Source organism: Caulobacter segnis (assembly GCF_019931575.1).
GTDB lineage: Bacteria > Pseudomonadota > Alphaproteobacteria > Caulobacterales > Caulobacteraceae > Caulobacter > Caulobacter segnis_C.
The window spans coordinates 134069-159968 of record NZ_CP082923.1 but is presented as its reverse complement, the minus strand read 5'-3'; the positions used below and the strand labels follow the sequence as shown (position 1 = coordinate 159968).

At 68.3% G+C, this 25900-nt stretch carries 29 protein-coding genes; 18 read left to right on the top strand and 11 right to left on the bottom strand.

Going from position 1 to position 25900, the window contains the following annotated elements:
- Positions 1 to 73: 73 nt before the first annotated feature.
- Together K8940_RS00740 and K8940_RS00735 are read right to left on the bottom strand one after the other, a co-directional pair.
- Positions 74 to 874, bottom strand: coding sequence for an SDR family NAD(P)-dependent oxidoreductase (locus K8940_RS00740; protein WP_223392641.1), 801 nt, complete (start codon positions 872 to 874; stop codon positions 74 to 76).
- A gap of 171 nt (positions 875 to 1045) precedes the next feature.
- On the bottom strand, positions 1046 to 1657 hold the full coding sequence (locus tag K8940_RS00735) for a flavodoxin family protein (RefSeq protein WP_223392640.1): 612 nt from the start codon (positions 1655 to 1657) through the stop codon (positions 1046 to 1048).
- Positions 1658 to 1947: 290 nt separating this feature from the next.
- Between K8940_RS00735 and K8940_RS00730 the strand changes: the two genes are divergently transcribed.
- On the top strand, positions 1948 to 3156 hold the full coding sequence (locus K8940_RS00730) for an MFS transporter (RefSeq protein ID WP_223392639.1): 1209 nt from the start codon (positions 1948 to 1950) through the stop codon (positions 3154 to 3156).
- 11 nt (positions 3157 to 3167) lie between these two features.
- Here the strand turns inward: K8940_RS00730 and K8940_RS00725 are convergent, their stop codons facing one another.
- Complete coding sequence (locus K8940_RS00725; RefSeq protein ID WP_223392638.1) at positions 3168 to 3608, bottom strand: Rrf2 family transcriptional regulator; 441 nt, start codon at positions 3606 to 3608, stop codon at positions 3168 to 3170.
- A gap of 201 nt (positions 3609 to 3809) precedes the next feature.
- Between K8940_RS00725 and K8940_RS00720 the strand changes: the two genes are divergently transcribed.
- The 3 genes from K8940_RS00720 to K8940_RS00710 all read left to right on the top strand — a co-directional run bounded on the left by K8940_RS00720 (position 3810) and on the right by K8940_RS00710 (position 7487).
- A complete protein-coding gene (locus tag K8940_RS00720) occupies positions 3810 to 5798 on the top strand; it encodes a potassium transporter Kup (RefSeq protein WP_223392637.1) in 1989 nt (662 codons plus the stop codon).
- A 16-nt stretch (positions 5799 to 5814) separates the two neighbouring features.
- Positions 5815 to 6177: a hypothetical protein gene (locus K8940_RS00715; RefSeq protein WP_223392636.1), complete on the top strand. Its 363-nt coding sequence runs from the start codon at positions 5815 to 5817 to the stop codon at positions 6175 to 6177.
- 83 nt (positions 6178 to 6260) lie between these two features.
- On the top strand, positions 6261 to 7487 hold the full coding sequence (locus K8940_RS00710) for an argininosuccinate synthase (RefSeq protein ID WP_223392635.1): 1227 nt from the start codon (positions 6261 to 6263) through the stop codon (positions 7485 to 7487).
- 69 nt (positions 7488 to 7556) lie between these two features.
- On the opposite strand, the gene K8940_RS00705 is transcribed toward K8940_RS00710, so the two are convergent.
- On the bottom strand, positions 7557 to 7757 hold the full coding sequence (locus K8940_RS00705) for a KTSC domain-containing protein (protein WP_223392634.1): 201 nt from the start codon (positions 7755 to 7757) through the stop codon (positions 7557 to 7559).
- 197 nt (positions 7758 to 7954) lie between these two features.
- Here K8940_RS00705 and K8940_RS00700 point away from each other — a divergent pair, with 197 nt between their 5' ends.
- The 3 genes from K8940_RS00700 (at position 7955) to K8940_RS00690 (ending at position 9726) form a co-directional block, all read left to right on the top strand.
- Positions 7955 to 8362, top strand: a complete 408-nt coding sequence (locus K8940_RS00700; RefSeq protein WP_223392633.1) for an MAPEG family protein — start codon at positions 7955 to 7957, stop codon at positions 8360 to 8362.
- 42 nt (positions 8363 to 8404) lie between these two features.
- Positions 8405 to 9037 (top strand): LysE family translocator, encoded by a 633-nt coding sequence (locus tag K8940_RS00695; RefSeq protein WP_223392632.1) that lies wholly within the window; start codon positions 8405 to 8407, stop codon positions 9035 to 9037.
- Between the two features lie 98 nt (positions 9038 to 9135).
- Positions 9136 to 9726, top strand: coding sequence for a CC0125/CC1285 family lipoprotein (locus K8940_RS00690; protein ID WP_223392631.1), 591 nt, complete (start codon positions 9136 to 9138; stop codon positions 9724 to 9726).
- A 59-nt stretch (positions 9727 to 9785) separates the two neighbouring features.
- Here K8940_RS00690 and K8940_RS00685 read toward each other — a convergent pair whose 3' ends face one another.
- A complete protein-coding gene (locus K8940_RS00685) occupies positions 9786 to 10568 on the bottom strand; it encodes an SDR family NAD(P)-dependent oxidoreductase (protein ID WP_223392630.1) in 783 nt (260 codons plus the stop codon).
- A 65-nt stretch (positions 10569 to 10633) separates the two neighbouring features.
- Between K8940_RS00685 and K8940_RS00680 the strand changes: the two genes are divergently transcribed.
- The 3 genes from K8940_RS00680 to K8940_RS00670 are packed head-to-tail and all read left to right on the top strand — an operon-like array spanning position 10634 to position 12166.
- Entirely contained in the window at positions 10634 to 11044 is a 411-nt protein-coding gene (locus K8940_RS00680) for a YkvA family protein (protein WP_223392629.1), read from the top strand.
- A gap of 5 nt (positions 11045 to 11049) precedes the next feature.
- Positions 11050 to 11685: a lysoplasmalogenase gene (locus tag K8940_RS00675; protein ID WP_223392628.1), complete on the top strand. Its 636-nt coding sequence runs from the start codon at positions 11050 to 11052 to the stop codon at positions 11683 to 11685.
- A gap of 16 nt (positions 11686 to 11701) precedes the next feature.
- A complete protein-coding gene (locus tag K8940_RS00670) occupies positions 11702 to 12166 on the top strand; it encodes a nuclear transport factor 2 family protein (RefSeq protein WP_223392627.1) in 465 nt (154 codons plus the stop codon).
- On the opposite strand, the gene K8940_RS00665 is transcribed toward K8940_RS00670, so the two are convergent.
- The gene (locus K8940_RS00665) at positions 12163 to 12681 is read right to left on the bottom strand and encodes a GNAT family N-acetyltransferase (protein ID WP_223392626.1); all 519 of its coding nucleotides are present in this window, start codon (positions 12679 to 12681) and stop codon (positions 12163 to 12165) included. The two genes, K8940_RS00670 and K8940_RS00665, sit on opposite strands and share 4 nt — an antisense overlap.
- A gap of 59 nt (positions 12682 to 12740) precedes the next feature.
- Here K8940_RS00665 and K8940_RS00660 point away from each other — a divergent pair, with 59 nt between their 5' ends.
- Complete coding sequence (locus K8940_RS00660) at positions 12741 to 13922, top strand: SAM-dependent methyltransferase (RefSeq protein WP_223392625.1); 1182 nt, start codon at positions 12741 to 12743, stop codon at positions 13920 to 13922.
- A gap of 55 nt (positions 13923 to 13977) precedes the next feature.
- Positions 13978 to 15384 carry an amino acid permease gene (locus K8940_RS00655; protein ID WP_223392624.1) on the top strand — a complete coding sequence of 469 codons (1407 nt, stop codon included), beginning with the start codon at positions 13978 to 13980 and terminating at the stop codon, positions 15382 to 15384.
- A 71-nt stretch (positions 15385 to 15455) separates the two neighbouring features.
- Here K8940_RS00655 and glmS read toward each other — a convergent pair whose 3' ends face one another.
- On the bottom strand, positions 15456 to 17276 hold the full coding sequence (gene glmS, locus K8940_RS00650; protein WP_223392623.1) for a glutamine--fructose-6-phosphate transaminase (isomerizing): 1821 nt from the start codon (positions 17274 to 17276) through the stop codon (positions 15456 to 15458).
- A gap of 159 nt (positions 17277 to 17435) precedes the next feature.
- Here glmS and glmM point away from each other — a divergent pair, with 159 nt between their 5' ends.
- Positions 17436 to 18782 carry a phosphoglucosamine mutase gene (glmM, locus tag K8940_RS00645; protein ID WP_223392622.1) on the top strand — a complete coding sequence of 449 codons (1347 nt, stop codon included), beginning with the start codon at positions 17436 to 17438 and terminating at the stop codon, positions 18780 to 18782.
- A gap of 143 nt (positions 18783 to 18925) precedes the next feature.
- Complete coding sequence (gene rhaT, locus K8940_RS00640) at positions 18926 to 20005, top strand: L-rhamnose/proton symporter RhaT (protein ID WP_223392621.1); 1080 nt, start codon at positions 18926 to 18928, stop codon at positions 20003 to 20005.
- Between the two features lie 84 nt (positions 20006 to 20089).
- Here the strand turns inward: rhaT and K8940_RS00635 are convergent, their stop codons facing one another.
- The 3 genes from K8940_RS00635 to K8940_RS00625 all read right to left on the bottom strand — a co-directional run bounded on the left by K8940_RS00635 (position 20090) and on the right by K8940_RS00625 (position 21925).
- Positions 20090 to 20389, bottom strand: coding sequence for a winged helix-turn-helix domain-containing protein (locus tag K8940_RS00635; protein WP_223392620.1), 300 nt, complete (start codon positions 20387 to 20389; stop codon positions 20090 to 20092).
- Between the two features lie 2 nt (positions 20390 to 20391).
- Positions 20392 to 20955 carry a hypothetical protein gene (locus K8940_RS00630; protein WP_223392619.1) on the bottom strand — a complete coding sequence of 188 codons (564 nt, stop codon included), beginning with the start codon at positions 20953 to 20955 and terminating at the stop codon, positions 20392 to 20394.
- Between the two features lie 223 nt (positions 20956 to 21178).
- Positions 21179 to 21925, bottom strand: a complete 747-nt coding sequence (locus K8940_RS00625) for a DUF6065 family protein (protein WP_223392618.1) — start codon at positions 21923 to 21925, stop codon at positions 21179 to 21181.
- A gap of 78 nt (positions 21926 to 22003) precedes the next feature.
- Between K8940_RS00625 and K8940_RS00620 the strand changes: the two genes are divergently transcribed.
- The 4 genes from K8940_RS00620 to K8940_RS00605 all read left to right on the top strand — a co-directional run bounded on the left by K8940_RS00620 (position 22004) and on the right by K8940_RS00605 (position 24436).
- The gene (locus K8940_RS00620) at positions 22004 to 22510 is read left to right on the top strand and encodes a prolyl-tRNA synthetase associated domain-containing protein (protein WP_223392617.1); all 507 of its coding nucleotides are present in this window, start codon (positions 22004 to 22006) and stop codon (positions 22508 to 22510) included.
- A gap of 96 nt (positions 22511 to 22606) precedes the next feature.
- Complete coding sequence (locus K8940_RS00615; protein WP_223392616.1) at positions 22607 to 23506, top strand: thioredoxin family protein; 900 nt, start codon at positions 22607 to 22609, stop codon at positions 23504 to 23506.
- A gap of 35 nt (positions 23507 to 23541) precedes the next feature.
- Positions 23542 to 24213: an LON peptidase substrate-binding domain-containing protein gene (locus K8940_RS00610; protein WP_223392615.1), complete on the top strand. Its 672-nt coding sequence runs from the start codon at positions 23542 to 23544 to the stop codon at positions 24211 to 24213.
- Positions 24214 to 24238: 25 nt separating this feature from the next.
- Entirely contained in the window at positions 24239 to 24436 is a 198-nt protein-coding gene (locus K8940_RS00605; RefSeq protein ID WP_223392614.1) for a Trm112 family protein, read from the top strand.
- 160 nt (positions 24437 to 24596) lie between these two features.
- Here the strand turns inward: K8940_RS00605 and K8940_RS00600 are convergent, their stop codons facing one another.
- Positions 24597 to 25877, bottom strand: a complete 1281-nt coding sequence (locus tag K8940_RS00600; RefSeq protein WP_223392613.1) for a UbiH/UbiF/VisC/COQ6 family ubiquinone biosynthesis hydroxylase — start codon at positions 25875 to 25877, stop codon at positions 24597 to 24599.
- Positions 25878 to 25900 lie beyond the last annotated feature (23 nt).

The following is a 25900-nucleotide window of genomic DNA, read 5'->3' as shown; positions in this document are numbered from 1 at the left end:
GGCTCTTCGGGGTCGAGGCGGACATATAGCAGGTCCGGGGCGGTTTTCCAAAAGGACCGGGGCGGACGGGACGTCACACCTTCCGGAAGCGGCTTCCCTGGCTGGCCATGAGCGCGAGCGCCCAATCGTCCGGCACGACCTTGGCGATGGCGGCGATGGCCTTGTTCGGAGCGCCCGGCACGCAGATCGAGCGGTTGGCCTCGGCCGCCTCGTAGCCGGCGGCGGCCACCTCGTCGGCGCCCAGCCACAGCCATTCGGGCACGCCCTGGCTGACCTGGGCGCGGGTGCCGTTGACGTCGTGGAACTCCGAATAGGTGAACCCCGGACACAGGGCGGACACATGGACGCCGGTCTGCTGGTTCTCCAGGTGCAGGCTCTGGGAGAACTTCACGAGAAAGCCCTTGGTCGCCGCGTACAGGGTGTGGCCGGCGGCGCCGGGAACCAGGCCCGCCAGCGAGGCGACGTTGACGATGCGGCCGAACCGGCGCTCGACCATGCCCGGCAGGACCTTGTGCGTCATCTCGCAGACGCTGGTCAGCATCACCTGCAGGAACATCGCCTGGTCGGCCCAGCTGGTCGACGCATAGGTCCCGGGCAGGCCGTAGCCGGCGTTGTTGACCAGGGCGTCGACGACGCGGCCCTGATCGGCGATCGCGGCCAGCACCGCGTCGACGCCGGCGGGATCGGCGAGGTCGGCGGGGATGGCGTAGGCCTCGACACCCGAGCGCAGCTTGATCTCGGCGGCCAGGCCCTCGAGACGGTCGGCCCGGCGCGCGGTCAGGACCACGTCGTAGCCGTGGCTGGCGTAGATGCGGGCGGAAGCGGCCCCGATGCCGGCGGAGGCGCCGGTGATCAGGGCGAGGCGGCGGGCCATGCTGGGGTGATCCGGAAGAAGACGAAACTTCGCCGGAGACGAGCACGGCCCGCGCTTCGGTTCAAGCAGCACCCTCGAGAGAAAGGGGGCGGAAGGGGCGCGCCAGGTACGGAACGCGCGCCCCTTCCGGGTCGCGGCTGGGAGGGAGACCGCCGCGACCTTGGGGACTAGTTAGGCGGCCTTGCCGAGACCGGCCGCCGCGCTCGCGCCGACGCTCCAGCGGACGGCGGCCTTGGCCACGCGCTCGCCCAGCAGGCGGGCGGTCTCGCGGTCGCCGGCCGGCGGGGTGATCTCCGGCGAGGCGTTGTCCGACTGGGCGGAGAGGCCGATGAACGAGCCGACGCGGTTGATGGTGTCCGGGCCACGCTCGGCGGCCGTGACGCCGGGAGGGGCGATGCCGAGGTTCACCCAGTTCATGCCGTGCTGGGCCGCGAGGATCGCCAGGCTGTTCAGGGCGTGCAGCTTGTCGCCCGCGAAGCTGTGCGAGTTGGTGAAGCCGGCGGCCAGCTTGTCCTTCCAGGCGCTGGTGAAGAACACCGAGGCGGTGGCGTCGGCGAACACTTTGAACACGCCCGAGACGTCGCCCATGTAGGTGGGCGCGCCGAAGATCACGGCGTCGGCCTTGGTGATCTCCTCGATGAACGGGGCGAAGTCCTGGGTCGCGCTCTCGATCTTCAGCAGCACGGGGGTCTGGCCAGCGTCACGGACGCCCTCGGCGACCTTCTGGGCCAGGACTTCGGTGTGGCCGTAGCCGGAGTGGTAGGCGATAGCGACAGTGGTCATCTGGAATTCCCTCGAATTCGAAACTGAAACGGTAGCGATTACGTAATGCGCCGAAGCGGCGCCGCCAGGGGATCAGCAACAAGATCGAGTGCAATTTTTCTGCGGGCCGGTTTCAGCGGCGCTCAAAGCGCCGGCTCGGCGAACGGCGAAATGCCGCCGCCATCTTGCGACAACGTTGTCAATTCCTTATAGATAAGGGACTTCTGCAATGCAGCATGACGCCCCGGACTCGCCGCTCCCCCGGCGGGCCGCGTCCGTGTTGCGCCACTCTGTGTGTGTGAGGCGCCGACATGACCCCTGACGCTCTAAAGACCGACACCCCGAAGATCCATCCGGGTCTCGTCCTCCTGGCCCTGGCCCTGGGCGGCTTCGCGATCGGCACGACCGAGTTCGCCTCGATGAGCCTGCTGCCCTATTTCGCCAAGGACCTGGGGATCGACGCCCCCACGGCCGGTCATGCGATCAGCGCCTATGCCATGGGTGTGGTGGTCGGGGCGCCGGTGATCGCCGTGGCCGCCGCGCGGCTGCCGCGCCGGGTGATCCTGACGATGCTGATGGCCGTGTTCGCGGTCGGCAACCTGCTCTCGGCCCTGGCCCCCAGCTTCGGCTGGATGATCGCCTTCCGCTTCTTCTCGGGCCTGCCGCACGGCGCCTATTTCGGGGTCGCGGCCCTGGTCGCCGCCAGCGTCTCGCCGCCCGAGAAGCGCGCGCGGGCGGTGGCCATGGTGATGATCGGCCTGACCATCGCCACCATCGTCGGCGTGCCGATGGCCAATGTCGTGGGCCAATGGATCGGCTGGCGCTGGGGCTTCGTGATCGTCGCCGCCCTGGCCAGCCTGACCGCCGTCTCGGTCTGGCTGTACGCCCCGCGCGTCTCGGCCGACGCCAAGGCCAGCCCGCTGCGCGAGCTGTCGGCCCTGGCCAAGGGCCGGGTGTGGCTGACCCTGGCGATCGGGGCCATTGGCTTCGGCGGCATGTTCTGCGTCTACACGTACCTCGCCGACACCATGCTGGCCGTCACCCACGCCTCGCCCGCCGCCCTGCCGGTGGTGCTGGCGGTGTTCGGCGCCGGCATGACCGTCGGCACCCTGGTCTGCGCCTGGGCGGCCGACCGCGCCCTGATGCCGGCCATCGGCGCGATCCTGCTGTGGAGCGCCGGGGCCCTGGCCCTGTACCCGCTGGCCATCGGCGAGCTGTGGACCCTGATGCCGGTCGTCTTCCTGATCGGCTGCGGCGGCGGCCTGGGCGCTGTGCTGCAGACCCGGTTGATGGACGTGGCCGGCGAGGCCCAGACCCTGGCCGCGGCCCTGAACCATTCGGCCTTCAACACCGCCAACGCCCTGGGCCCCTGGCTGGGCGGCCTGGCCATCGCGGCCGGCTACGGCTGGGCCTCGACCGGCTGGGTCGGCGTGGCCCTGGCCCTGGGCGGCTTCGCGATCTGGGTGGTGGCGGCGATCGACTCGCGTCAGCAGCGCCTGGCGCTGGCGCCGGCCGAATAGGCTCTAAGGCCTCAGCAGCCCTCGACGCTGGCGTGCGCGCCGTTCAGCAGGTCGGCGACGGTGATCTGAGCCAGCCGCTCGGCGGCGGCGCGGTCGGCGGCGTGGATGGCCGAGCGCACGGCGTCCGGGATCTTCTCGCCCACCGGGCAGCCCTTCACGCCCTTGGGCGCGACGCCCAGGTGGGCGCAGCCGTTCACGGCCTTCAGCACGACGTCGAGCGTGATCGAATCGGCCGGCTTGAGCAGCCAGGCGCCGCCGTTGGCGCCGGCGCGCGCGCCGATCAGCCCCGCCTTGCCCAGCATGGCGGTGACCCGGCGCACCACGACCGGATTGGTCGGGACCGAGGCGGCGAGCTCGGCGCTGGCCACGGCGCGGTCGGCGGAAAACGCCTCCTTGTGCGCCAGATAGGCCAGGGCATGGGCCGCTACGGGGAATTTCTGACTGTCGGACATCTCGCCTGGGAACGTAAGGTTGTCGCCCGCGCGTTCAACTGAAAACTGTTTCATCTTCGCAACGGTGGCCTTTCTCCACTCCAAGAGACGAGGCCGACGTCGGGGGATGATTGAACCCGTCGCGGATTGGGTGTATCGCGCCGCGCTTGATCGATATGGGTCGGCCGACAGCATTTTGCGAGGGCGGCCCGGAGGGATTGAATGGCTTCCGAAGCCTCAAGCGCCGCCGGCAACGACTGCGCGCCCGCGTCTTCCGACATTCCGCAGCAGGAGGGCGCCCCCTCCAACGGCAATGGCCACGGCCACGGCGACGCGAAGGGTCATGGCTTTTTCGCCCTGGCCCTTGGCTCGATCGGCGTCGTCTTCGGCGATATCGGCACCAGTCCGCTGTACGCCCTGCGCGAGGCCCTGGCCCATTCGCGCAGCACGACGGCGACCGAGCACGCGGTGCTGGGCGTCGTCTCGCTGGTCCTGTGGACCATGACGCTGTTCGTGACGATCAAGTACGTCATCTTCTTCATGCGCGCCGACAACAAGGGCGAGGGCGGCACCCTGGCCCTGATGGCCCTGGCCCAGAAGGCCCTGGGCGGCATCGGCCGCAAGCGCTCGGTCGCGGTGTTCTTCCTCGGCGTGGTGGGCGCGGCCCTGTTCTACGGCGACGGGATCATCACCCCGGCCATCTCGGTGCTCTCGGCCGTCGAGGGCCTGAAGGACGCGCCGGGCGTGGGCCACGTCTTCACGCCCTACATCCTGCCCATCTCGGCCGGCATCCTGATCCTGCTGTTCGCCGTCCAGGCCAAGGGCACCCACCGGATGGCCTCGCTGTTCGGGCCGTTCACCGCCGTCTGGTTCCTGATCCTGGGCGCCCTGGGCGCCTTCCACCTGGCCGACGACCTGTCGATCTTCCGCGCCTTCAATCCCTGGTACGGCATCCGCTTCCTGTTCGAGAACGGGTTCCTGGGCTTCGTGATCCTGGGCAGCGTGTTCCTGGTCGTGACCGGGGCCGAGGCGCTCTACGCCGACATGGGCCACTTCGGGAAGCGCCCGATCCAGGCCTCGTGGCTGTGCCTGGTGTTCCCCTGCCTGGCGCTGAACTATCTGGGCCAGGGCGCCCTGGTGCTGGACCACCCGGCCGCCCGCCACAACCCGTTCTGGGAGATGGTGCCCGGCTTCGCCTACTGGCCGGTGCTGCTGATGGCCACCGTGGCCACGGTCATCGCCAGCCAGGCCGTGATCACCGGCGCCTTCTCGATGACCCAGCAGGCCGTGCAGCTGGGCCTCCTGCCCCGCATCGAGATCAAGCGCACGTCCGAGACCCAGGCCGGCCAGATCTTCGTGCCGGCCGTGAACCAGTTCCTGCTGATCGGCGTGCTGGTGCTGCTGTTCGCGTTCCGCAGCTCGCACAAGCTGGCCTCGGCCTACGGCATCGCCGTCACCGGCGCGATGTTCGTCGACACCCTGCTGGCCTATGTCGTCATCCGCCGCGTGTGGAAGTGGAATCTGGGCCAGACCGCCCTGCTGCTGGTTCCGCTCGCGGCGCTGGACATGGTGTTCATCGCCTCGAACATGTTGAAGATCCCCGACGGCGCCTGGCTGCCGCTGGTGTTCGGCGCGGTGCTGGTGCTGATCATGTGGACCTGGACCCGCGGGGCCAACATCCTGACCGCCAAGACCCGCCGCGACAGCGTGCCCCTGGTCGACCTGATGGAGATCCTCCGCGCCCGCGCCCCGCACCGCGCGCCCGGCACGGCGATCTTCCTGACCTCCGACCCGGACATGACCCCGGTCGCCCTGATGCACAACCTCAAGCACAACAAGGTTCTGCACGAGCGCAACGTCATCCTGACGGTCCGCACCACCGAGACGCCGCGCGTCAACGAGGAGGACCGGGTCAAGATCGAGAAGGTCAACGACGACTTCAAGAAGGTCATCGTCAACTACGGCTTCATGGAAAGCCCGAACATCCCCAAGGCGCTGGCCGTGTGCCGCAAGCAGGGGCTGAAGTTCGACATCATGGCCACCAGCTTCTTCCTCGGAAGACGCTCGATCGTGCCGTCGGCCAATTCGGGCATGCCGCTGTGGCAGGACCGCCTGTTCATCTACCTGATGAAGAACGCGGCCAACCCGACCGACTTCTTCAAGATCCCGCCTGGCCGCGTGGTCGAGCTGGGCGCCCAAGTGACGGTTTAGGGGTTAGGCTCCACACATGGAAACGACCCTGCGCGTGCTGGGCGACGGTCTGTCGATCGCCGCCCTGGCCATCATCGCCACCACCGCCCAGGGCGCCTGGAAGCGGATCCCCAAGGGCGTGGCCATCCCCATGCAGTGGGGCTTCGACGGCAGGCCGACCTGGCGCGCGCCCAAGGCGCTGGGCCTGCTGACCATTCCCGTCCTGTCGATCATCGTGCTGCTGTCATTCACCCTGACCCAGGCGACCTTCACCGACGATCCGATGCGGGCGACCATCATCTTCCTGGTCCGCGCCACCATCGCCGCCAGCCTGGCGCTGAGCCAGCTTTTCCACCTGCGGTTCGTCATCAGGACGTTGCAGGACGAGGGTCAGCTCTAGCGGTCGCTTAAACCGCTTGACCCGCGCGCCCTGATCCCGTTGAAGGCGCGCGACTTTGTGTTTCTCTCCGGAAGGACTCCCTCATGGCCGACAAGTCCGTGAAGAAGGTCGTGCTCGCCTATTCCGGCGGCCTCGACACCTCGATCATCCTCAAGTGGCTGCAGACCGAGTACGGCGCTGAGGTCATCACCTTCACGGCCGACCTGGGCCAGGGCGAAGAGATCGAACCGGCGCGCGCCAAAGCGCTGGCCGCCGGCGTCAAGCCCGAGAACATCTTCATCGAGGACGTGCGCGAGGAGTTCGTCCGCGACTACGTGTTCCCGATGTTCCGCGCCAACACCGTCTATGAGGGCCAGTACCTGCTGGGCACCTCGATCGCCCGTCCGCTGATCGCCAAGAAGCAGATCGAGATCGCCCGCAAGATGGGCGCCGACGCCGTCAGCCACGGCGCGACCGGCAAGGGCAACGACCAGGTCCGCTTCGAGCTGGGCTATTACGGCCTCGAGCCCGACATCACCGTGATCGCGCCCTGGCGCGAGTGGGACTTCAAGTCCCGCGAGGCCCTGCTGGACTTCGCCGAGAAGCACCAGATCCAGATCACCAAGGACAAGCGCGGCGAGGCCCCGTTCAGCGTCGACGCCAACCTGCTGCACAGCTCGTCGGAAGGTAAGGTCCTGGAGGACCCGGCGGTCGAGGCCCCCGAGTTCGTCCACATGCGTACGATCGCGCCGGAAGACGCCCCCGACAAGCCGACCATCATCACCATCGACTTCGAGAAGGGCGACCCCGTCGCCATCGACGGCGTGAAGCTGTCGCCCGCCGCCCTGCTGACCAAGCTGAACGAGCTGGGCCGCGACAATGGTATCGGTCGCCTGGACCTGGTCGAGAACCGCTTCGTCGGCATGAAGTCGCGCGGCGTCTACGAGACCCCCGGCGGCACGATCCTGCTGGCCGCCCACCGCGGCATCGAGAGCATCACGCTGGATCGCGGCGCCATGCACCTGAAGGACGAGCTGATGCCGAAGTACGCATCGCTGGTCTACAATGGCTTCTGGTTCTCGCCCGAGCGCGAGATGCTGCAGGCGGCCATCGACTACAGCCAGACCAAGGTCAGCGGCCAGGTGCGGGTGAAGCTCTACAAGGGCAATGTCACGGTCATCGGCCGCACCAGCCCCTACTCGCTGTACGACCAGGACCTGGTCACCTTCGAGGAAGGCAAGGTCGCCTATGATCACCGCGACGCCGGCGGCTTCATCAAGCTGAACGCCCTGCGCCTGCGCGTCCTGGCCAAGCGCGACAAGCGCGGCTAGGCGCCAAGCATCGCCGAACGAGAGCGCCCCGGCCGACGGTCGGGGCGTTTTTCGTTTCGGGTCCGCCCATCACACCCGGTTGTACGGATAGCGATCCCGGATCATCCGCTGGAAGAACCGGCCCTTGGATGGGGCCCGGAAGAACGCCATGCCGACGCGTTCGGGCACGCCGACATAAACGTACTCGTCACCGTCGTGGAACGTGACGAAGAGCTTGCCGTGTTCGGGGGTGTAGTCGATCTCTCGGATCGCCGTGGATTCCACATGCATGGCTTTACGAAGCCTCCGCAAAAGGGATCGTTCAGTCCTAGGAGCGAACGAGCGCCCCGGCGGTTCCCAAGGCGGCGCTCGTTCCGAGAGCCGCGAACGCCTTTCTCGTATGGCCTTTCGCCGCGCGTGCATATTCCGGGCGAATACGGCTAGGGTTCGCCGCAAAGCGGCTGAAGTCCGCGGGAGGAACACGAAAGATGCATCAGTCCCACGCGCTCGTGGCCATCGTCACCCTGGTGTCGCTGCTGGTCTATGTCTGGATGATCGCGCGGATCGGCGGCGCGCGCCACCGGACCGGCATCGACGCCCCGGCCATGACCGGCCATCCGGAGCTGGAGCGCCATCTGCGCATCCAGGCGAACACCGTCGAGTGGCTGGTCATCTACCTGCCCTCGCTGTGGCTCTTCGCCGTCTACTGGAACGACCTGGTGGCCGCCGCCCTGGGCGTGGTCTGGATGATCGGCCGGATCATCTACGCCGTGGGCTACGCCGCCGATCCCAAGAAGCGCGAGCTGGGCTTCGTCATCCAGGCCCTGGCCACCGCCGCCCTGCTGCTCGGCGCCCTGGGCCGGGCGATCTACGTCCTCGTCGTCATCGGAAACTAGCTTCACCTTTGAGCGCATGGCGCGGAGGCTTATATCCGCGCCATGGACCACCTGCCCGTCGATCCCGCCCGCTACGGCGCCTTCCTGGTCGCCATGTTCGTGATGGCCATTACGCCGGGACCAGCCAACCTGTTCGCCATCGCCACCGGCATGGAGCGCGGCAAGGGGGCGGCCCTGATCAGCGTGGTCGGCATGAACACCGCCACCCTGGTCTGGTTCAGCGGCTCGGCCCTAGGCCTGGGCGCGCTGATCCTGGCCTTCCCCAAGGCCTTCCACCTCCTGGCCTTGGCCGGCGCGGCCTATCTGGTCTGGCTGGGGCTGAAGTCGCTGTGGGCGGGGGTCCGGAACGTCGAGAGCCACGCCTCGGCCACCGTGCGGGCCGGGAAATCGGCCTTCTTCGACGGTTTCATGGTCCAGATCGCCAATCCGAAGATCCTGCTGTTCTTCTCGGCCGTGCTGCCCCCGTTCCTGGACGTCGAGCGGCCGCTGGCCCCGCAGCTGGTGATGTTCGCCTGCGCCACCATCGGCATGGACCTGATCAGCATGTCCAGCTACGGCCTGGGCGGGGCGACGCTTTCGACCCGCATGAACGAGCCGGGTTTTCGGCGCGGCTTCGCGATCCTGGTCGGCGTCCTTCTGATCACGGCCGCCGTATTGATCGTGTCGCGAAGATGATTGATTGCAGCGTCGTTGCAAACTGCGCCTTGGCGAAACCACAAAGCCTCGCCAGAGTTGACTCCAAACACCGAGGACTCCGCTTGAAGGAGCAAGTCATGTCCATGAAGAAGGTCGCCATCGCCGCGACATTGGCGCTCGCCGCGACCTTATCGGCCTGCGCGACACCGACCCCTTACCAGCCGAAGGTCACCTCGGGCTCCGTCACTGGCGGGTTCTCCGAGCAGAAGCTGGAAGGCGACCGCTATCGGATCAGCTTCGCCGGCAACAGCCTGACCTCGCGCGAGACCGTCGAGCGCTACCTGCTCTACCGGTCGGCTGAGCTGACCGTGCAGCAGGGCTACGACTGGTTCGAGACCGCCGACCACCGCACCGACCGCACCGCCCGTTCTTATGTCGAGCCCGATCCGTTCGCCCGTCCGGGCTTCGGCTACGGCTATCCCTATGGCTACTGGCGCCCGTCCTGGCGCTATTTCGGCGGCGGCTATGGCTGGCGCACCTGGGACCCGTTCTGGGGTGACCCCTTCTTCGCCGACCGCGCCCAGATCCGCACGATCGAGAAGTTCGAGGCCGGCGCCGAGATCGTGATGCACAAGGGCAAGAAGCCGGAAGGCGACCCGCGCGCCTACGACGCCCGCGAGATCATGAGCAACCTGGCCAGCACGATCCAGCGGCCGGTGGCGAAGTAGAGACGACAAAAAAGGGGCCCCGACCGGGGCCCCTTTCCTTTTGCCGCCTTCCCCCGCGGTTAGCGCGGGGCCATGCGGATGCCGCCGTCCAGGCGTACGTCCTCGCCGTTGAAGTAGCCGCAGGTGATCATGGTGATCGCCAGTTGGGCATACTCTTCCGGATTGCCCAGGCGCTTGGGGAACGGCACCGAGGCGGCCAGGCCGGCCTTCACGGCTTCCGGCGCGCCGTTCATCAGCGGGGTGTTGAAGATGCCCGGCAGGATGGTGTTGACGCGGATGCCCTCGCCCATCAGGTCGCGAGCGATCGGCAGGGTCATGCCGACCACGCCGCCCTTGGACGCCGAATAGGCTGCCTGGCCCATCTGGCCGTCCTCGGCGGCGACGCTGGCGGTGTTGACGATTGCGCCACGCTCGCCGTCTTCCAGCGGCTCCAGGTCCAGCATGCCCTTGGCCGACTTGGCGATGCAGCGGAAGGTGCCGACCAGGTTGATCTGGATGATGCGGTCGAAGGCGTCGAGCGGGAAGTGCTTGGTCTCGCCCGTCTGCTTGTCGCGGCTGGCGGTCTTGGCGGCGTTGCCGGTGCCGGCGCAGTTGACCAGGATCCGCTCCTGGCCATGAGCCGCGCGGGCCTTCGTAAAGCCGGCGTCGACGTCGGCGTCGCTGGTCACATTGACCTTGCAGAACACCCCGCCGATCTCCTTGGCGACCTGCTGGCCGCGCTCCTCGTTCATGTCGAACAGGGCGACCTTGACGCCCTGGGCGGCCAGGGCGCGGGCCGTGGCCTCGCCGAGGCCCGAGGCGCCCCCGGTAACGACGGCGGCGACGGTGTTGTCGAGTTTCATGGACGTTTCCCCTTGGGTTCGCATTTTCAGCGTTTAGGATCGGCTTTGAGCAAGGGTGTAAACCGATGAGCCGCGACGCCAAACCGTCCCCCGACGTCAACGTCAACGAGGTGCTGGACCCGAAAAAGGCCCTGACTCCGGTCACCGTGCAGGTCAACGAGGAGCGGGTGCGCGAGGGCTTCCTGCCCAAGATCCGCAAGGTCGCCGCCAAGGTGCCGTTCGCCGCCGACGCCCTGTCGGTCTGGTGGTGCGCCCGCGATCCCGAGACCCCGACGGCGGCCAAGGGCATGATGCTGGCGGCCCTGGCCTATTTCGTCCTGCCGACCGACGCCCTGCCCGACATCCTGCCGGTGATCGGCTTCACCGACGACGCGGCCGTGATCGCGGCGCTGATGGCGATCCTGGGCAAGACCGTCAAGCCGCGCCACAAGGAGGCCGCCCAGGCCTTCCTGCGACGCCTCTCCGACGAGGCCTAGGATCGATGACGCCTGAGGCGCTGCTCTGGGCGATCGCGGCCGGCAGCGCCCTCGCCTATGGCCTGCTCTTTGTTGAGTCGCCGGTGTCCGTCCTCCGGACGGGCGTCAAGACCTGCGCGGTCGCCGCCCTGGTCGTGCTGGCCTATCTGGACGGCGGCTCGGCGCTGCTGGCCATCGCCCTGACCTTCTGCGCCCTGGGCGACGCCTTCCTGGCCCAGGACCCCAAGCGGTGGCTGCCGTTCGGCCTGGCCGCCTTCCTGGTCGGGCACCTGGTCTACATCCCGCTGTTCCTGGAGCGCGAGGGCGCGCCGCCGGCGTGGTTCTGGCCGGTCGCCGCCGCCGTCGGCGCGGCCGCCGGCCTGATGCTGCGAGCGCTGTGGGGATCGCTGGGCAAGCTGCGGATCCCCGTCGTCGTCTACGTCCTGGCCATCGTCGGCATGGTCGTCACCAGCCTGCTGCTGCCGGCTCGCGCCTGGCCGACCACCGCTGGAGCCCTGGCCTTCATGGCCTCGGACGCCATCCTCTCGTTCGACCTCTTCAAGAACGCCAAGCTGCTTGGCTCGCCGCGCCTGACCGCGTGGGCCGTCTGGTTCCTCTACTGGGGCGGCCAGGCCGGCATCACCCACGGCATGCTGAGCTGATGACCCGGAGACCGCCATGCTGCCCCTGCTGATCGCCGCCGCCCTCGCCGGCCAGGTCCCCGCCCCGCCGCCGGCGGCCGACCCCGAGGACAAGGCCGTGCTGGCCGCGGCCCAGGCCTTCTTCGACGGCATGGCCGCCGCCGACACCGAGGCGATGCGCGCCGCCGTCCTGCCCGGCGCCCAGTTCATGGGGGTCCGCGCCCAGCCCGACGGAAGCGTGACGGTCCGGCGCATCGCCTTCGAGGACAGCTATGGCAAGCGCGTGGATCCCGGCCTCAAGGAGTGGATGTGGTCGCCGGTCATCATCCGCCGCGGCGGCCTGGCCACGGTCACCGCGCCCTACGAGATCAGCCGCGACGGCAAGACCCTGCACTGCGGGATCGACGTCTTCACCCTCGCGAAACAGGACGGCGCCTGGAAGATCGCCAGCATCAGCTGGACGGCCGAACCGACCGCCTGCGAGGAACTGAGGAAGCTCTAGCCGACCCGGAACCGCAGCACCGCCCCGTCCCACTGGGCGTCGCGGCGGTCCTCCTCGACCAAGTCGCGAACGCCCGGATAGCTCTCGGCGGCCTGGCGCCAGAACGCGAGCGCTCCGGCGTTGCGGCGGACCACGGCGGCCTCCCAGACGCCCCAGGTCGAGCCGAACAGGGCGTGGGCGGCGGCGAGGCCCACGCCGCGCCGGCGGTGCTTGCGGACGACGAAGAACTCGGCCACCGCCCGGTCGACCGGGGTCGGGGCGTGGGCGACATCGTTGACAAGGGCGAAGCCCACGGGCCGTCCGTCGATCCGGAACAGCCACGGCTGGCGCGACGGATCGCTCCAATAGGTCTCCAGCCCCGGATAGTCCGAGAAGCGCCCGTCGGCTTCCAGCTCGGCTTCGGCGCGGTCGAACCACAGCGCCGAGAAGTCGTGGATGTAGAACTGCATCAGGTTGCCGATGATCGGCGCCTCCTCGGCGCGGGCGCGGCTGACGACGAGGCCGTCGATCGACATCGAAAAACTCTCCGTGTGCGACAGGTTGTCGCGGCCGAACTTGCGCTTAAGTTGGTCGGATGATCGAAGCCCTGCTCAGCAAAATGATCAAGACCGGCGACCTCACGGCGCATCTGCCCGGAGGTCGCGTCGTCAAGGCCGGAGACGGCACGGGACCGCCCGTGGTGATCCGGGTCAACAGCCGGGGCCTTCGCCGCCTGGCCAATCCCAGCCTGGGCCTGGGCGAGGCCTATATGGACGAGGACATCGTCTTCGAGCAGGGGACCCTGCCCCAGCTGCTGGCGATCGTCGGCGAGAGCGGCGGGCGCAAGCCCAAGCGCGGCTCGGCCCTGACCCGCTTCCGCAAGGCGCTGAAGCGGCGCATCCAGCAGGTTAACGGCCGCGTGGCCTCGCGCCGCAACGTCGCCCACCACTACGACCTGTCCAACGACCTCTACCGCCGGTTCCTCGATGAGGACATGCAGTACTCTTGCGCCTATTTCGAGCGTCCGGACATGACGCTGGAAGAGGCCCAGAAAGCCAAGAAGGCCCTGATCGGCCGCAAGCTGCTGATCCAGCCAGGCATGAAGACCCTGGACATCGGCTCGGGCTGGGGCGGCCTCTCCATGACCCTGGCCAAGGACTTCGGGGCCCGGATGACCGGGGTCACCCTGTCGACCGAGCAGCTGGCCCTGGCCAAGGAACGCGCCGCCAAGGCGGGCCTGGCCGACAGGACCGACTTCCGCCTGACCGACTATCGCGACCTGAACGAGACCTTCGACCGCATCGTCTCGGTCGGCATGCTGGAGCATGTCGGCGCGCCGAACTTCCGGACCTATTTCGAGACCATCGCCCGGCTGCTGGACGAGGACGGCGTGGCCCTGGTCCACTCGATCGGCAAGATGCACGGACCGGGCGCGACCAACGCCTTCACCCAGAAGTACATTTTCCCCGGCGGCTACATCCCGGGCCTGTCGGAGATCGTCACGGCGATCGAGCAGGCCGGCCTGTGGATCACCGACGTCGAGATCCTGCGGCTGCACTATGCCGAGACCTGCCGCATCTGGCGCGAGCGGTTCATGGCCGATCCGGACATTCCGACCATGTTCGACGGCCGCTTCCGGCGGATGTGGGAATTCTACCTGGCCGGGGCCGAGCTGGGCTTCCGCCATGGCGGCCACATGGTCTTCCAGATCCAGCTGGCCAAGAAGCGCGACGCGGTTCCACTGACGCGCGACTACCTGCTGAAGGCGGCCGGTTGACGGAGCGGTCGGCGGCGTCCATAGGCGCCGCCTGATCTTTCGCGAAGGAGCCGCCATGGCCCCGTTCCGCGCGGCCGACCTCCTGCGCCGCAAGCCCGTCGCCCAGGTGGAAGGCGAGCATCCGCCCGAGCACCTGCCCCGCACGATCGGTCTCTTCCAGCTGACCATGCTGGGCGTGGGCGCGACGATCGGCACCGGCATCTTCGTGGCCCTGACCACCGCCGTGCCGGCCGCTGGCCCGGCGGTGATCGTCTCGTTCGTGCTGGCCGGGATCACGGCGGCCCTGACGGCCCTGTGCTACGCCGAGCTGGCCTCGACCATCCCGGTGTCAGGCTCGTCCTATTCCTACGCCTACGCCACCCTGGGTGAGTTCGTCGCCTTCATCGTGGGGGCGTGCCTGCTGCTGGAATACGCCGTCTCGGCCTCGGCCATCGCCGTGGGCTGGGGCCAGTACCTGAACGAGATGCTGGTCGACCTGGTCGGCTGGAAGATGCCCGACGCCATCGCCAAGGCCCCCGGCGCCGGCGGCGTGTTCAACCTGCCGGCCGTGGTGCTGGTCGGGGCCTGCATGATCCTGCTGCTGCGCGGGGTGAAGGAGTCGACCACGGTCAACGCCGTGCTGGTGGTGCTGAAGCTGCTGGTCCTGCTGTTCTTCGTGGTCATAGCCTTCAGCGGCTTCCACGCCGGCAACCTCAAGCCCTTCATGCCGATGGGCGTGGCGGGCGTGGGGGCGGCGGCCTCGTCGATCTTCTTCTCGTACATCGGCATCGACGCGGTCTCGACGGCGGGGGAAGAGGTCAAGGACCCGCGCCGCACCCTGCCGCTGGGCATCGTGCTCTCGCTGCTGATCGTCACGGCCATCTACATCCTGGTCGCCCTCGCCGCCGTCGGGGCCCAGCCCTGGACTGCCTTCAAGGGCCAGGAGGCGGGGCTGGCGGTGATCCTGCGCAACCTGACCGGCCAGGCCTGGACGTCGCTGATCCTGTGCATCGGGGCGATCGTCTCGATCTTCTCGATCACCCTGGTGGTCATGTACGGCCAGACGCGGATCCTCTACGCCATGAGCCGCGACGGCCTGCTGCCCAAGCTGTTCCAGCGCCTGGATCCCAAGACCCGCAGCCCCGACCTCAACACCTATATCGTCGCGGCCTTCATCGGCGTGCTGGCGGCCTTCGTGCCGCTGGACGTGCTGGTCAACCTGACCAGCATGGGCACGCTGATCGCCTTCGCCATCGTCTCGCTGGGCGTGATCATCCTGCGCCGAAGCCAACCCGACCTGCCGCGCGGCTATCGGGTCCCGCTCTATCCGGTCGTGCCGGCGCTCAGCGTGGCGTTCTGTGGCTACCTGATCGTAGGGCTGCCGCTGGACACCTGGCTGCTGTTCGCGGTCTGGGTGGCGGGGGCGTGCGCAGTGTATTTCGGGTATTCGCGCAAGCACTCGCGGCTCAATTCACCCGCATAGAGACACTTGTCGTCCCGGCTCTCCGCTTCGCTGCGGCCGGGATGACACCGATTGTTTGGTGAGAGGGTGGATCACTCCACCGTCACCGACTTCGCCAGGTTGCGCGGCTGATCGACGTCCGCGCCCTTCACCACGGCGACGTGGTAGGCCAGGAGCTGGATCGGGGCCGACATCACCAGGGTCGAGACCAGCGGGTCGCTAGCCGGGGCCGTGACCACCACTTTCGCTCCCGCCGGCGCGTGCTTCACGCCCTCGGTGTCGGTGATGAAGATCACCTGGCCGCCACGGGCCATGACCTCGCTCATGTTCGAGGCCGATTTCTCGAAATAGCTGTCGTGCGGGGCCAGGATGACGATCGGGGTCTTGTCGTCCACGAGGGCGATCGGGCCGTGCTTCAGCTCGCCGGCGGCGTAGCCCTCGGCGTGGATGTAGCTGATCTCCTTCAGCTTCAACGCGCCTTCCAGGGCCAGGGCCGACATCGGGCCGCGGCCGAGGTAAAGCACGTCCCGCGCCTTGGCGACGTCGGTGGCGATCTCCTTGATGGCGTCTTCCAGGCCGATGGCCTCGGCGATCAGGCGCGGAGCCTCCAGCAGCACCTTGACCAGGCGTTGCTCCTCGGCGGCGTCGATCGTCCCGCGCGCCTTGGCCGCGGCGATGGCCAGGGCGATCATCACGCTGACCTGGGCGGTGAAGGCCTTGGTCGAGGCCACGCCGATCTCGGGGCCGCAGTGGATCGGCCAGACCACGTCGACCTCGCGGGCCATGGTCGACTCGGTGGCGTTGACGACCACCGCGCTCTTCATGCCCTTGGCCTTGCAGTAGCGCAGGGCCGCCAGGGTGTCGGCGGTCTCGCCCGACTGCGACATGGCCACGACCAGCGAGCCCGGCCGCAGGGCCGGCTGGCGGTAGCGGAACTCCGAGGCGATCTCGACGTCGACCGGCAGGTCGGCCAGCTGCTCGATCAGGTACTTGCCGACCATGCCGGCGATGTAGGAGGTGCCGCAGGCCACGATCTGGATGCGCTCGAGCCTGGCGAAGTCGATGTCGCCGGGGACCGAGGCCTTCGAGGTCAGGGTGTCGACATAGGCCGCGATGGTCCGCTGGCAGCCCTCGGGCTGGTCATGGATCTCCTTTTCCATGAAGTGCCGGTAGTTGCCCTTCTCCAGCATCACCGCCGAGGTCGGGACCACCCGCACGGGACGGGTCACGGCCGCGCCGGAGGCGTCGAAGATCCGGTAGCTGTCGTGGTCCAGGGCCACGTAGTCGCCCTCGTCCAGATAGACGACCCGGTTGGTGAAGGGGCCGACGGCCAGGGCGTCCGAGCCCAGGAACATCTCGCCCTGGCCCTCGCCTACGACCAGCGGGCTGCCGCGCCGGGCGCCCAGGATCAGGTCGTTCTCACCCTCGATCAGCACGGCCAGGGCGTAGGCGCCAGTCAGGCGGTCCAGAGTCGCCTTGAAGGCCTCGAGCGGGGCCAGGCCCGTGGCCAGCTCGGCGTCGATCAGGTGGGCGATCACCTCGGTGTCGGTGTCGCTGGAGAAGGTGCGGCCGGCGGCGGCCAGCTCGGCCTTCAGCTCGGCGAAGTTCTCGATGATGCCGTTATGGACCAGGGTGACGCGGCCAGCGGTGTGCGGGTGGGCGTTCTGGACGTTGGGCGCGCCGTGAGTGGCCCAGCGGGTGTGGCCAATGCCGGTGGTGGCGTTCAATGGCTGCTCGGCGACCACGGCCTCCAGGGCCTTGATCTTGCCCTGGGCCCGTCGGCGCTCGACCCTGTCTCCGACCACGCCCGCGATCCCGGCGGAATCATAGCCCCGGTACTCCAGGCGCTTGAGGCTCTCGATCAGACGGTCGGCGACGGGTTGCTTGCCGACGATGCCGATAATGCCGCACATGGGCCATGATCCCTTGTAGAACGCGCCGACAGGATTATCCCTAGCCGCGCGAGGATTTCGAGGTCGGCCTTTAGCACTCGCTCAAGGACGCCTCTCATAAATCTGCATTTCGGATCGTTTCGCGTCCGAAGCACGGCCCTAAAGAGACCAGACGAAGACATGAGCAAGCGCGCCTATTTCGGCACCGACGGCATCCGGGGCCAGGCCAACAAGCATCCGATGACGGCCGAGGTGGCCCTGCGCGTCGGCCTGGCCGCCGGCAAGCTGTTCCGCTCGCAGGACGACCGCCGCCACCTGGTGGTGATCGGCAAGGACACCCGCCTGTCGGGCTACATGATCGAGCCCGCCCTGGTCGCCGGCTTCACCAGCGTCGGCATGGACGTGCGCCTGTTCGGCCCCCTCCCCACGCCGGCCGTGGCCATGATGACCCGCTCGATGCGCGCCGACCTGGGCGTGATGATCAGCGCCAGCCACAACGACTTCGCCGACAACGGCATCAAGCTGTTCGGCCCCGATGGCTACAAGCTCTCCGACGAGCAGGAGCTGAAGATCGAGGCCCTGATGGACGAGGGCCTGCAGGAAGGCCTGGCGCCGCCGCGCGGCCTCGGGCGCGTCAAGCGCATCGACGACGCCCAGGCCCGCTATGTCGAGATCGTCAAGGCGACCTTCCCGCGTCATCGCAACCTGTCGGGCCTGCGCATCGTCATCGATTGCGCCAACGGTGCGGCCTACAAGGTCGCCCCGACCGCCCTCTACGAGCTGGGCGCCGAGGTCATCGCCCTGGGCGATACGCCGGACGGCACCAACATCAACGAGGAGTGCGGCTCGACCCATCCCGAGGCCATGGCCAAGATGGTCCGCGAGTACCGCGCCGACATCGGCATCGCCCTGGACGGCGACGCCGACCGCCTGGTGATCTGCGACGAGAAGGGCGTGGTCGTCGACGGCGACCAGATCATGGCCATCATCGCCGCCGCCTTCGCCAAGGCCGGGGCGTTGAAGGGCGGCGGCGTCGTCGCCACCGTGATGTCGAACCTGGGCCTCGAACGCCAGCTCCACGGCCTAGGCCTCAAGCTCGAGCGCACCGCCGTGGGCGACCGCTACGTCATGCAGCGCATGCGCGAAGGCGGCTTCAATGTCGGCGGCGAGCAGTCTGGCCACCTGATCCTGTCGGACTTCTCGACCACGGGCGACGGCCTGATCGCCGCCCTGCAGGTGCTGGCGGTGATGATCGAGACCGGCCAGCCGATGAGCGCCCTGGGCCGCCAGTTCGAACCCGTGCCGCAGCTCCTGGAAAACGTCCGCTTCGCCGGCGGCAAGCCGCTGGAGGCCAAGACCGTCAAGGAAGCCATCGCCGACGGCGAGAGCCAGTTGAACGGCGCCGGCCGCATCGTGGTCCGCGCCTCGGGCACCGAGCCGCTGATCCGCATCATGGCCGAGGGCGACGATCCCGCCTTGGTCAAGAAGGTGGTCAAGTCGATCGTCTCGGCGGTGAAGGCGGTCTGAGGCCGCCTCCGCCCCTCGCCATTCAGGGCTTTGCCTTTCCTCCGAAAAGACTCCATCATGTAGAAAACCGTCTCACATTTTGAGACGCGCGTGACGGAGGAAACCGAGATGGTCGCAGGCATGACGCGCGGCGAGGCGCGCCGATGATCGCCAATCCGCTTCTGGGCGTCCTCTTCCACTGGCTGGGCGGCCTGGCCTCCGCCAGCTTCTACGTTCCCTATCGCGGCGTGAAGCGCTGGTCGTGGGAGATCTACTGGCTGACCGGGGGGATCTTCTCCTGGCTGCTGGCCCCGTGGCTGTTCGCCTCGATCCGCACCCACGACCTCCTGGGCGTCATGGCCCAGGTGCCGTCGAACGTCGTCGGCCTGTGCGTGCTGTTCGGCGTCCTGTGGGGCTTCGGTGGCCTGACCTACGGCCTGACCATGCGCTATCTGGGCCTGTCGCTGGGCATGGCCGTGGTGCTGGGCCTGTGCACGGTGTTCGGCACCCTGATCCCGCCCCTCGTGCGCGGGACCTTCGCCCAGACCCTGCTGGGCTCGACCTCGGGCAAGATCATCCTGCTGGGCCTTCTGATGACCTTGGCCGGCATCGTCGTGGTGGCCCTGGCCGGCGCCAGGAAGGACGCCGACCTGTCGCCCGACCAGAAAGCCGAGGCCGTCGCCGAGTTCGACTTCAAGAAGGGGATCGCCGTGGCGGTCTTCTCGGGGATCATGTCGGCCTGCTTCGCCTTCGGCTTGGCGGCGGGCGAGCCGATCAAGGCCCTGTCGGCCGCGGCCGGCACCGGCCCGCTGTGGACCGGCTTGCCGGCCCTGTGCCTGGTGATGTTCGGCGGCCTGATCACCAACGGGATCTGGTGCGGCTATCTGATCGTCAAGAACCGCACCGCCGGCCAATGGCTGGGCCAAGGGGAGCTGGGCCAAACGGACGACGCGGACCTCAGGCCGCCGCTGCTGGCCAACTGGCTGCTGTGCGCCCTGGCCGGCACGGCCTGGTACTTCCAGTTCTTCTTCTACACCATGGGCGAGAGCCAGATGGGCAAGTTCGGCTTCTCCAGCTGGACCCTGCACATGGCCTCGATCATCATCTTCGGCACCCTGTGGGGCTTCGCCTTCAAGGAGTGGAAGGACGCCCGTCCGGCCGTGCGCAACATGGTCTGGAGCGGCGTGGCCCTGCTGGTCGGCGCCACCGTGGTGATCGGCTACGGCAATATGCTGGGCGGCTAGAGCCCGGCGTTTCACGCCGTACTCTAGCTCTTTCCTGGAGCGCGATGGCCGCCGAAACCGGCATCCACTTTCGGCTATCGCGCTCTAGAGCTCATCCAGAGCTTCAACGACGCTCCGCAGATACTCGACATGCGCCCGGAAGGCCTTGCGGCCTTCCGGCGTGAGCCTGGCCTGGGTCCTCGGGCGCTTGCCGACGAAGTCCTTCTCGATGGCCACGTAGCCGGCCTTCTCCAGCGTCGCCAGGTGGCTGCCCAGGTTGCCATCGGTGGCCTGGGTGATCGTCTTCAGGCGTGGGAAGTCCAGCGGCTGGCCCTTCTCGGCGGCCAGGGCCGCCATGATCTTCAGCCGCAGCGGCTGGTGGATCAGGTCGTCGAGCTCGGCCATTTTTACGCGCTCCGCAGCCACAGGCCGCCGAGGAACAGTCCGCCTCCGCCGACCAGGGCCAGCCATTCGGCCAGATGCTGGGGCCACAGGTAGTAGCCGGCCAGGGTGGCCACGAACACCGTCGCCCCGATCCAGACATAGCGCGGCGAGGCGTTCACCACGCCCAGCACCGTATAGAGGAAACCGACGAACAGGCCCGGCAGGGCGATGTAGGGCAGGAGCTCGGTCTTGGGGAACACCGCCACGATGGCCAGGATGAACGCCACGCAGGCGGCCATGCCCGCGACCATCCGCCAGGCCTTCACGACCGCCAGGCCGTCCTTGGCGCCCTTCGGCGCCAGGATCACCGACCCGATCGCGCCGGCGGTGTCCAGCACCAGCCACAGCCAGCCCCAGTAGTCCGGCGCCAGCCTGGCCATGCCCAGATAGCCCAGCCCCCAGACCACGCCCCACAGCATCAGGAACGGCCCGGCGTGCCGGTAGCCCTTCAGCGCCATGCCCCGGCGGGTGACGCTGTCGATCTCGGAAAGCGCGCTTCGCGCCTCGGACTTGGATACGCTCGTCATCACAGCCTCCATGCTCAGAGAACTCTGTGATTCAGAGTTAAGCGATATGGGCGAACTCTGTCAAGCAGAGTGATCCGCGTTCGATGAAGTTGAGTGTCATCCCGGAAGCCTCGCAGAGGCTATCCGGGACCCAGGGGCGGCGTTCACGGCGTTTCGTCACCCCCTGGGTCCCGGCTCTACGATGCGCTTCGGCCGGGATGACACGGTAGGGCGCGGGCTGGGATCACACCCCCAGCTTCGGCGACTTCATCCGCCGCTTGTTGACGTGGTGGCTGGGGGCCTCGGCCTTGATCTCTTCCGGGTACTCGCCCTTGAAGTAGAAGCGCTGCCAGGCCTCCTTGGTGGCCTCGGGGTCGCGCTTGAAGATCAGGGCGTTGAACTCGCTGCGCTTCTCGGCCCAGACGTCGTACTGGCGGCGCAGGTCCGGGTTGGAGTTCATCGAGCGGATCACCGGCTGGAAGGCCTCCATCGGCTTGTCCTGGATCGGCATGATGAAGCAGAAGGTCTCGCCCTTCTCGAACCGCACCGTGCCGGGCCGCGTGAACATCCAGTTCATCGTGAAGGGGAATGGCAGCCAGTCGGTTTCGATCACGCCCGCCAGCGGCTGGATGCCGTCCTTGACGTGGTTGGGCGGCCCCATGGCCATCAGCGACCAGCCCGGCGGCGTGCGGAAGAGATAGCCGGTGTGGAACGTCACCACCCCGCGCGTGAAGTGCGACTTCACGAAGTCGGTGAAGCCCGGATACGGGTGGTCGGGCTGGAACTTGATGCACTCCTGGTGCGCGCCGCCGTCCCAGGTCATTGAGAAGCCGACCGGGCAGATGATGTCCCAGCCGGTGGTGTTGGCCATGGTCAGCGGCAGGCAGCGATAGGGATGGCGCTCGGCGAACCGGTCCATCCAGGCGCGCTGCGGCCGGCCGGGCACGATTTCCGGCGGCCGGTTCTCGGTGGGATAGCACTCCAGTTCCATGCCGGTCCTTTGCTTGGTCTTCCTGCCCTTGTTGTTCAGGTCTAGCGCTCGCGCCCTCGCCCCGTCTAGTAGAGCCTCATGAAGACCAGAGCCGACCTGTTCGCCTTTTTCGAGGCCCACGGAATTCAAGCCTCGACCCTCGACCACCCGCCGGTGTTCCGCGTCGAGGAAGGCCTCGAAATCAAGAAGGCCCTGCCCGGCGGCCACACCAAGAACCTGTTCCTCAAGGACGCCAAGGGCCAGCTGTGGCTGATCTCGGCCCTGGGCGAGACCACGATCGACCTGAAGAAGCTGCACACCGTGATCGGTTCCGGCCGGCTGTCGTTCGGGCCCGAGGCGATGATGGTCGAGACCCTGGGCGTGACGCCGGGTTCGGTGACGGCGTTCGGGCTGATCAACGACACTGAAGGGCGGATCCGCTTCGTGCTGGACAAGGCCCTGGCGGACAGCGACCCGGTCAACTTTCACCCGCTGGGCAACGACGCCACGACGGCGGTGTCGCAGGCCGATTTCCGCAAGTTCCTCGCCGCGCTGGGCGTGGAGCCGATGATCGTCGACTTCGCGGCGATGGAAGTGGTGGGCTGACCCTCCCCTCCGGCGCGAACAGAAAGTTGCGCGTGGCCGCACGAAAGACCATCTTGCGCCTGACGCGTTCCCTGCCTTGAGTACACGAGAGACCCGATGTCCCTGATCGGCGAAAAGCCCGCGGCCCCGACCAAAAGCGAGCACATCAAGGACGGCACGGACGCCAGCTTCATGGCGGACGTCATCGAGGCCTCGAAGACCCAGCCGGTCATCGTCGATTTCTGGGCCACCTGGTGCGGCCCGTGCCGCCAGCTGACTCCGGCGCTCGAGAAGGTCGTTGGCGCGGCCAACGGCGCGGTGAAGCTGGTCAAGATCGACGTCGACGCCAATCCCGGCTTCGCCGGCCAGCTGCGCGTGCAGTCGATCCCGACCGTCTACGCCTTCGTCGACGGACGCCCGGTGGACGCGTTCCAGGGCGCCCTGCCCGAAAGCCAGGTCAAGGCCTTTGTCGAGAAGCTGACCGGTCCGGCCGGCCCCAGCGCCATCGACGACCTGATCGCGCTCGGCAAGGAATCGCTGGAGATCGGCGACGTCGGCGGCGCGGCCCAGGCCTTCGCCCAGGCCCTGCAGACCGACCCGACCAACATCAAGGCCCTGGGCGGCATGGCCCGCGCCTATCTGATGGGCGGCGACCTGGAAGGCGCGGCCGAGGTCGTGGCCATGGCCCCGGCCGACGCCAAGGATCCTGACCTGGACGCCGCCCGCGCCGCCCTGGCGCTGGCCGAGGACGCGCCGTCCGAGACCGCCGCCTTCGAAAAGCGCCTGGCCGCCGACGCCGACGACCACGAGGCCCGCTTCGAACTGGCGAAGGCCTTCGCCGGCATGGGCCGCCTGCAAGAGGCCGCCGACCATCTTCTGACCATCATCGCACGCGACCGTGCGTGGAACGACGAGGCCGCCCGCAAGCAGCTGCTGACGGTGTTCGAGGCGGCTGGCCCGACCTCGGAAGTGGCCAAGCAGGGCCGGCGAAAGCTGTCGACCATCCTCTTCAGCTAGGCCACTTCAAACAGGCCGAAACACGGGAGCAACGGATGCAGGGAACCTATCGCAAGCTTGGCGACCTGCCGCTGGTGATCCCGGTGTTTCCGCTCGACGGGGCCTTGCTGCTGCCCGGCGGCCAGCTGCCGTTGAACATCTTCGAGCCGCGCTACCTGAACATGCTGGACGACGCGATGTCGGGCGAGCGGATCATCGGCATGATCCAGACCCGGCCGCACCAGAACCCCGATACCCAGCGCCCGGCCCTGGCCCCAGTCGGGTGCGCGGGGCGGGTGACCAGCTTCGCTGAGACCAGCGACGGCCGCTATCTGATCACCCTGACCGGGGTCTGCCGCTTCCGGGCGGGCGAGGAGCTGCCGGTGCGCACGCCCTATCGCCAGGTCCGCGCCGACTTCACGCCGTTCGAGCCCGACCTGCGCGAGGACGGGTCCAGCGAACGCACCGCCGCCGACATCGACCGCCTGCTGGCCGCCCTGCGCCGCTACCTCGATCATCGGGGCCTGGCCATCGACTGGGGCGACGCCGAGAGCGCTCCGTCCGACGCCCTGATCAACAGCCTGGCCATGGCCCTGCCGTTCGATCCCCTTGAAAAGCAGGCCCTGCTGGAGGCCGAGACGATCTTCGAGCGCAAGGCGACCCTCACGGCGCTGCTGGAGATCGACGCGGCCGCCAGCGACGATGACGAACCGACCTCTATCCAATAGGAAAGAGGCCCAGTAGAGAGGGCCCATGACGCAAACCGTTCCGCCCCCCGTCGATGTCGATCCGCGCCTGCTGGAAGTACTGGTGTGCCCCGTGACCCGGGGTCCGCTGGAATACGACCGCGCCAAGGGCGAACTGATCAGCCGCGCGGCCAAGCTGGCCTACCCGATCCGCGACGGCGTGCCGATCATGCTGCCGGAAGAGGCGCGGGAACTGGACGGGTAGCACTCCATCCCTCCTCCCCATGAGGGGGAGGTGAATCGATGCGGATACGCATCGAGACGGAGGGGGTCCGCGCAAGCGGTTCCGAGCATGCCTCGCCCCAAAGCCCCCTCCACCGCCGTTCGGCGGTCCCCCTCCCCCAAAGGGGAGGAGAGAGAAACGCTTACAGGTTCACACCCCTCAACAATTTCGGCAGATCCCCCACGCCGCCGCCGGCCTCGTGCATGAAGAACCTTCTTGCCGGGGCGATGCGGTTGACCACCGCCAGGCCGGCGCCGCGCGCCAGGCGCAGCAGCGGGTTGTCGTTCGAGAAGATCCGCACGAAGGCGTCGAAGGCCAGGGCGTTGCTGACCGTGTCGAACCGCCGCCAGCGGGCGTAGCGCTCCAGCACCGCCTCGGCGCCGATGTCCTCGCCGTTGCGTAACGCCTCGACCAGCACCTCGGCCAGGGCGGCGGCGTCCTTGAGGCCCAGGTTCAGCCCTTGCCCGGCGATCGGGTGCACCCCGTGGGCGGCGTCGCCGATCAGGGCCAGGCGCGGCGCGACCATGCGTTCGGCCAGGGACAGCGACAGCGGATAGACGAAGGTCGGGCCCTCGATCGAGACCGCGCCCAGGAAGTCGCCGAACCGGCGCATCAGGTGGGCGTGGAAGGCCTCCGGGCTGGCGTCGCGCAGGGCCTCGCCGCGCGCGGTGCTCTCGGTCCAGACTAGGCTGGCGCGATTGTCGGTCAGCGGCAGGATGGCGAACGGGCCGCTGGGCAGGAAATATTCGTGGGCCACGCCCTCGTGCGGACGCTGCAGGCGCACGGTCGCCACCACGCCGCTCTGGCCGTAGCTCCAGCCGATGTCGCCGATACCCGCCGCCCGGCGCAGGACCGAGCCGCGCCCCTCGGCGCTGACCGCCAGCGGGGCCGACAGCACGCGGCCGTCGGAGAGGGTCAGCCGGGCGCCGCCGCCATCGACCTCGAGAGCCTTCGCCGCCATCGGGGCGATGACCGGGATCTGCTTGTCGATCACCGCCTTGGAGAGCGCCGCGCGGATCTGGCGGTTCTCGACCAGATAGCCGAGGGGCTCGCCCTCGATGCGGCCCGAGATCTCGCTGGAGTCGAAGCGCAGGAAGGCCGGGAGGGGCTTGCGGGCCGCCGCGCCGGGCGTGCGGCCGTCGGTGACCAGGATCTGCTCGATGCGCTGGGCGTGCGGGGCCAAGGCCTCGCCCGCGCCGATCGCCCGCCACTGGCGGAAGCTGGAATAGGCGATGGCCGAGCTGCGGCCGTCGAAGGTCGGGGCCAGCTGGGCCTCGAACGGCTGCGGATCGACCAGGAGCGGCCGGAGACCGCCCGAGGCGAGGGCCAGGGCCAGCGTCGAACCGGCCATGCCGGCGCCGGCGATGATCACGTCCGCGTCGTGGCCGTACGTGGGGGCGTGCGTGGAGGCGGGTGCGCGCATGGCCCGGATATGGGCCTCGCCGC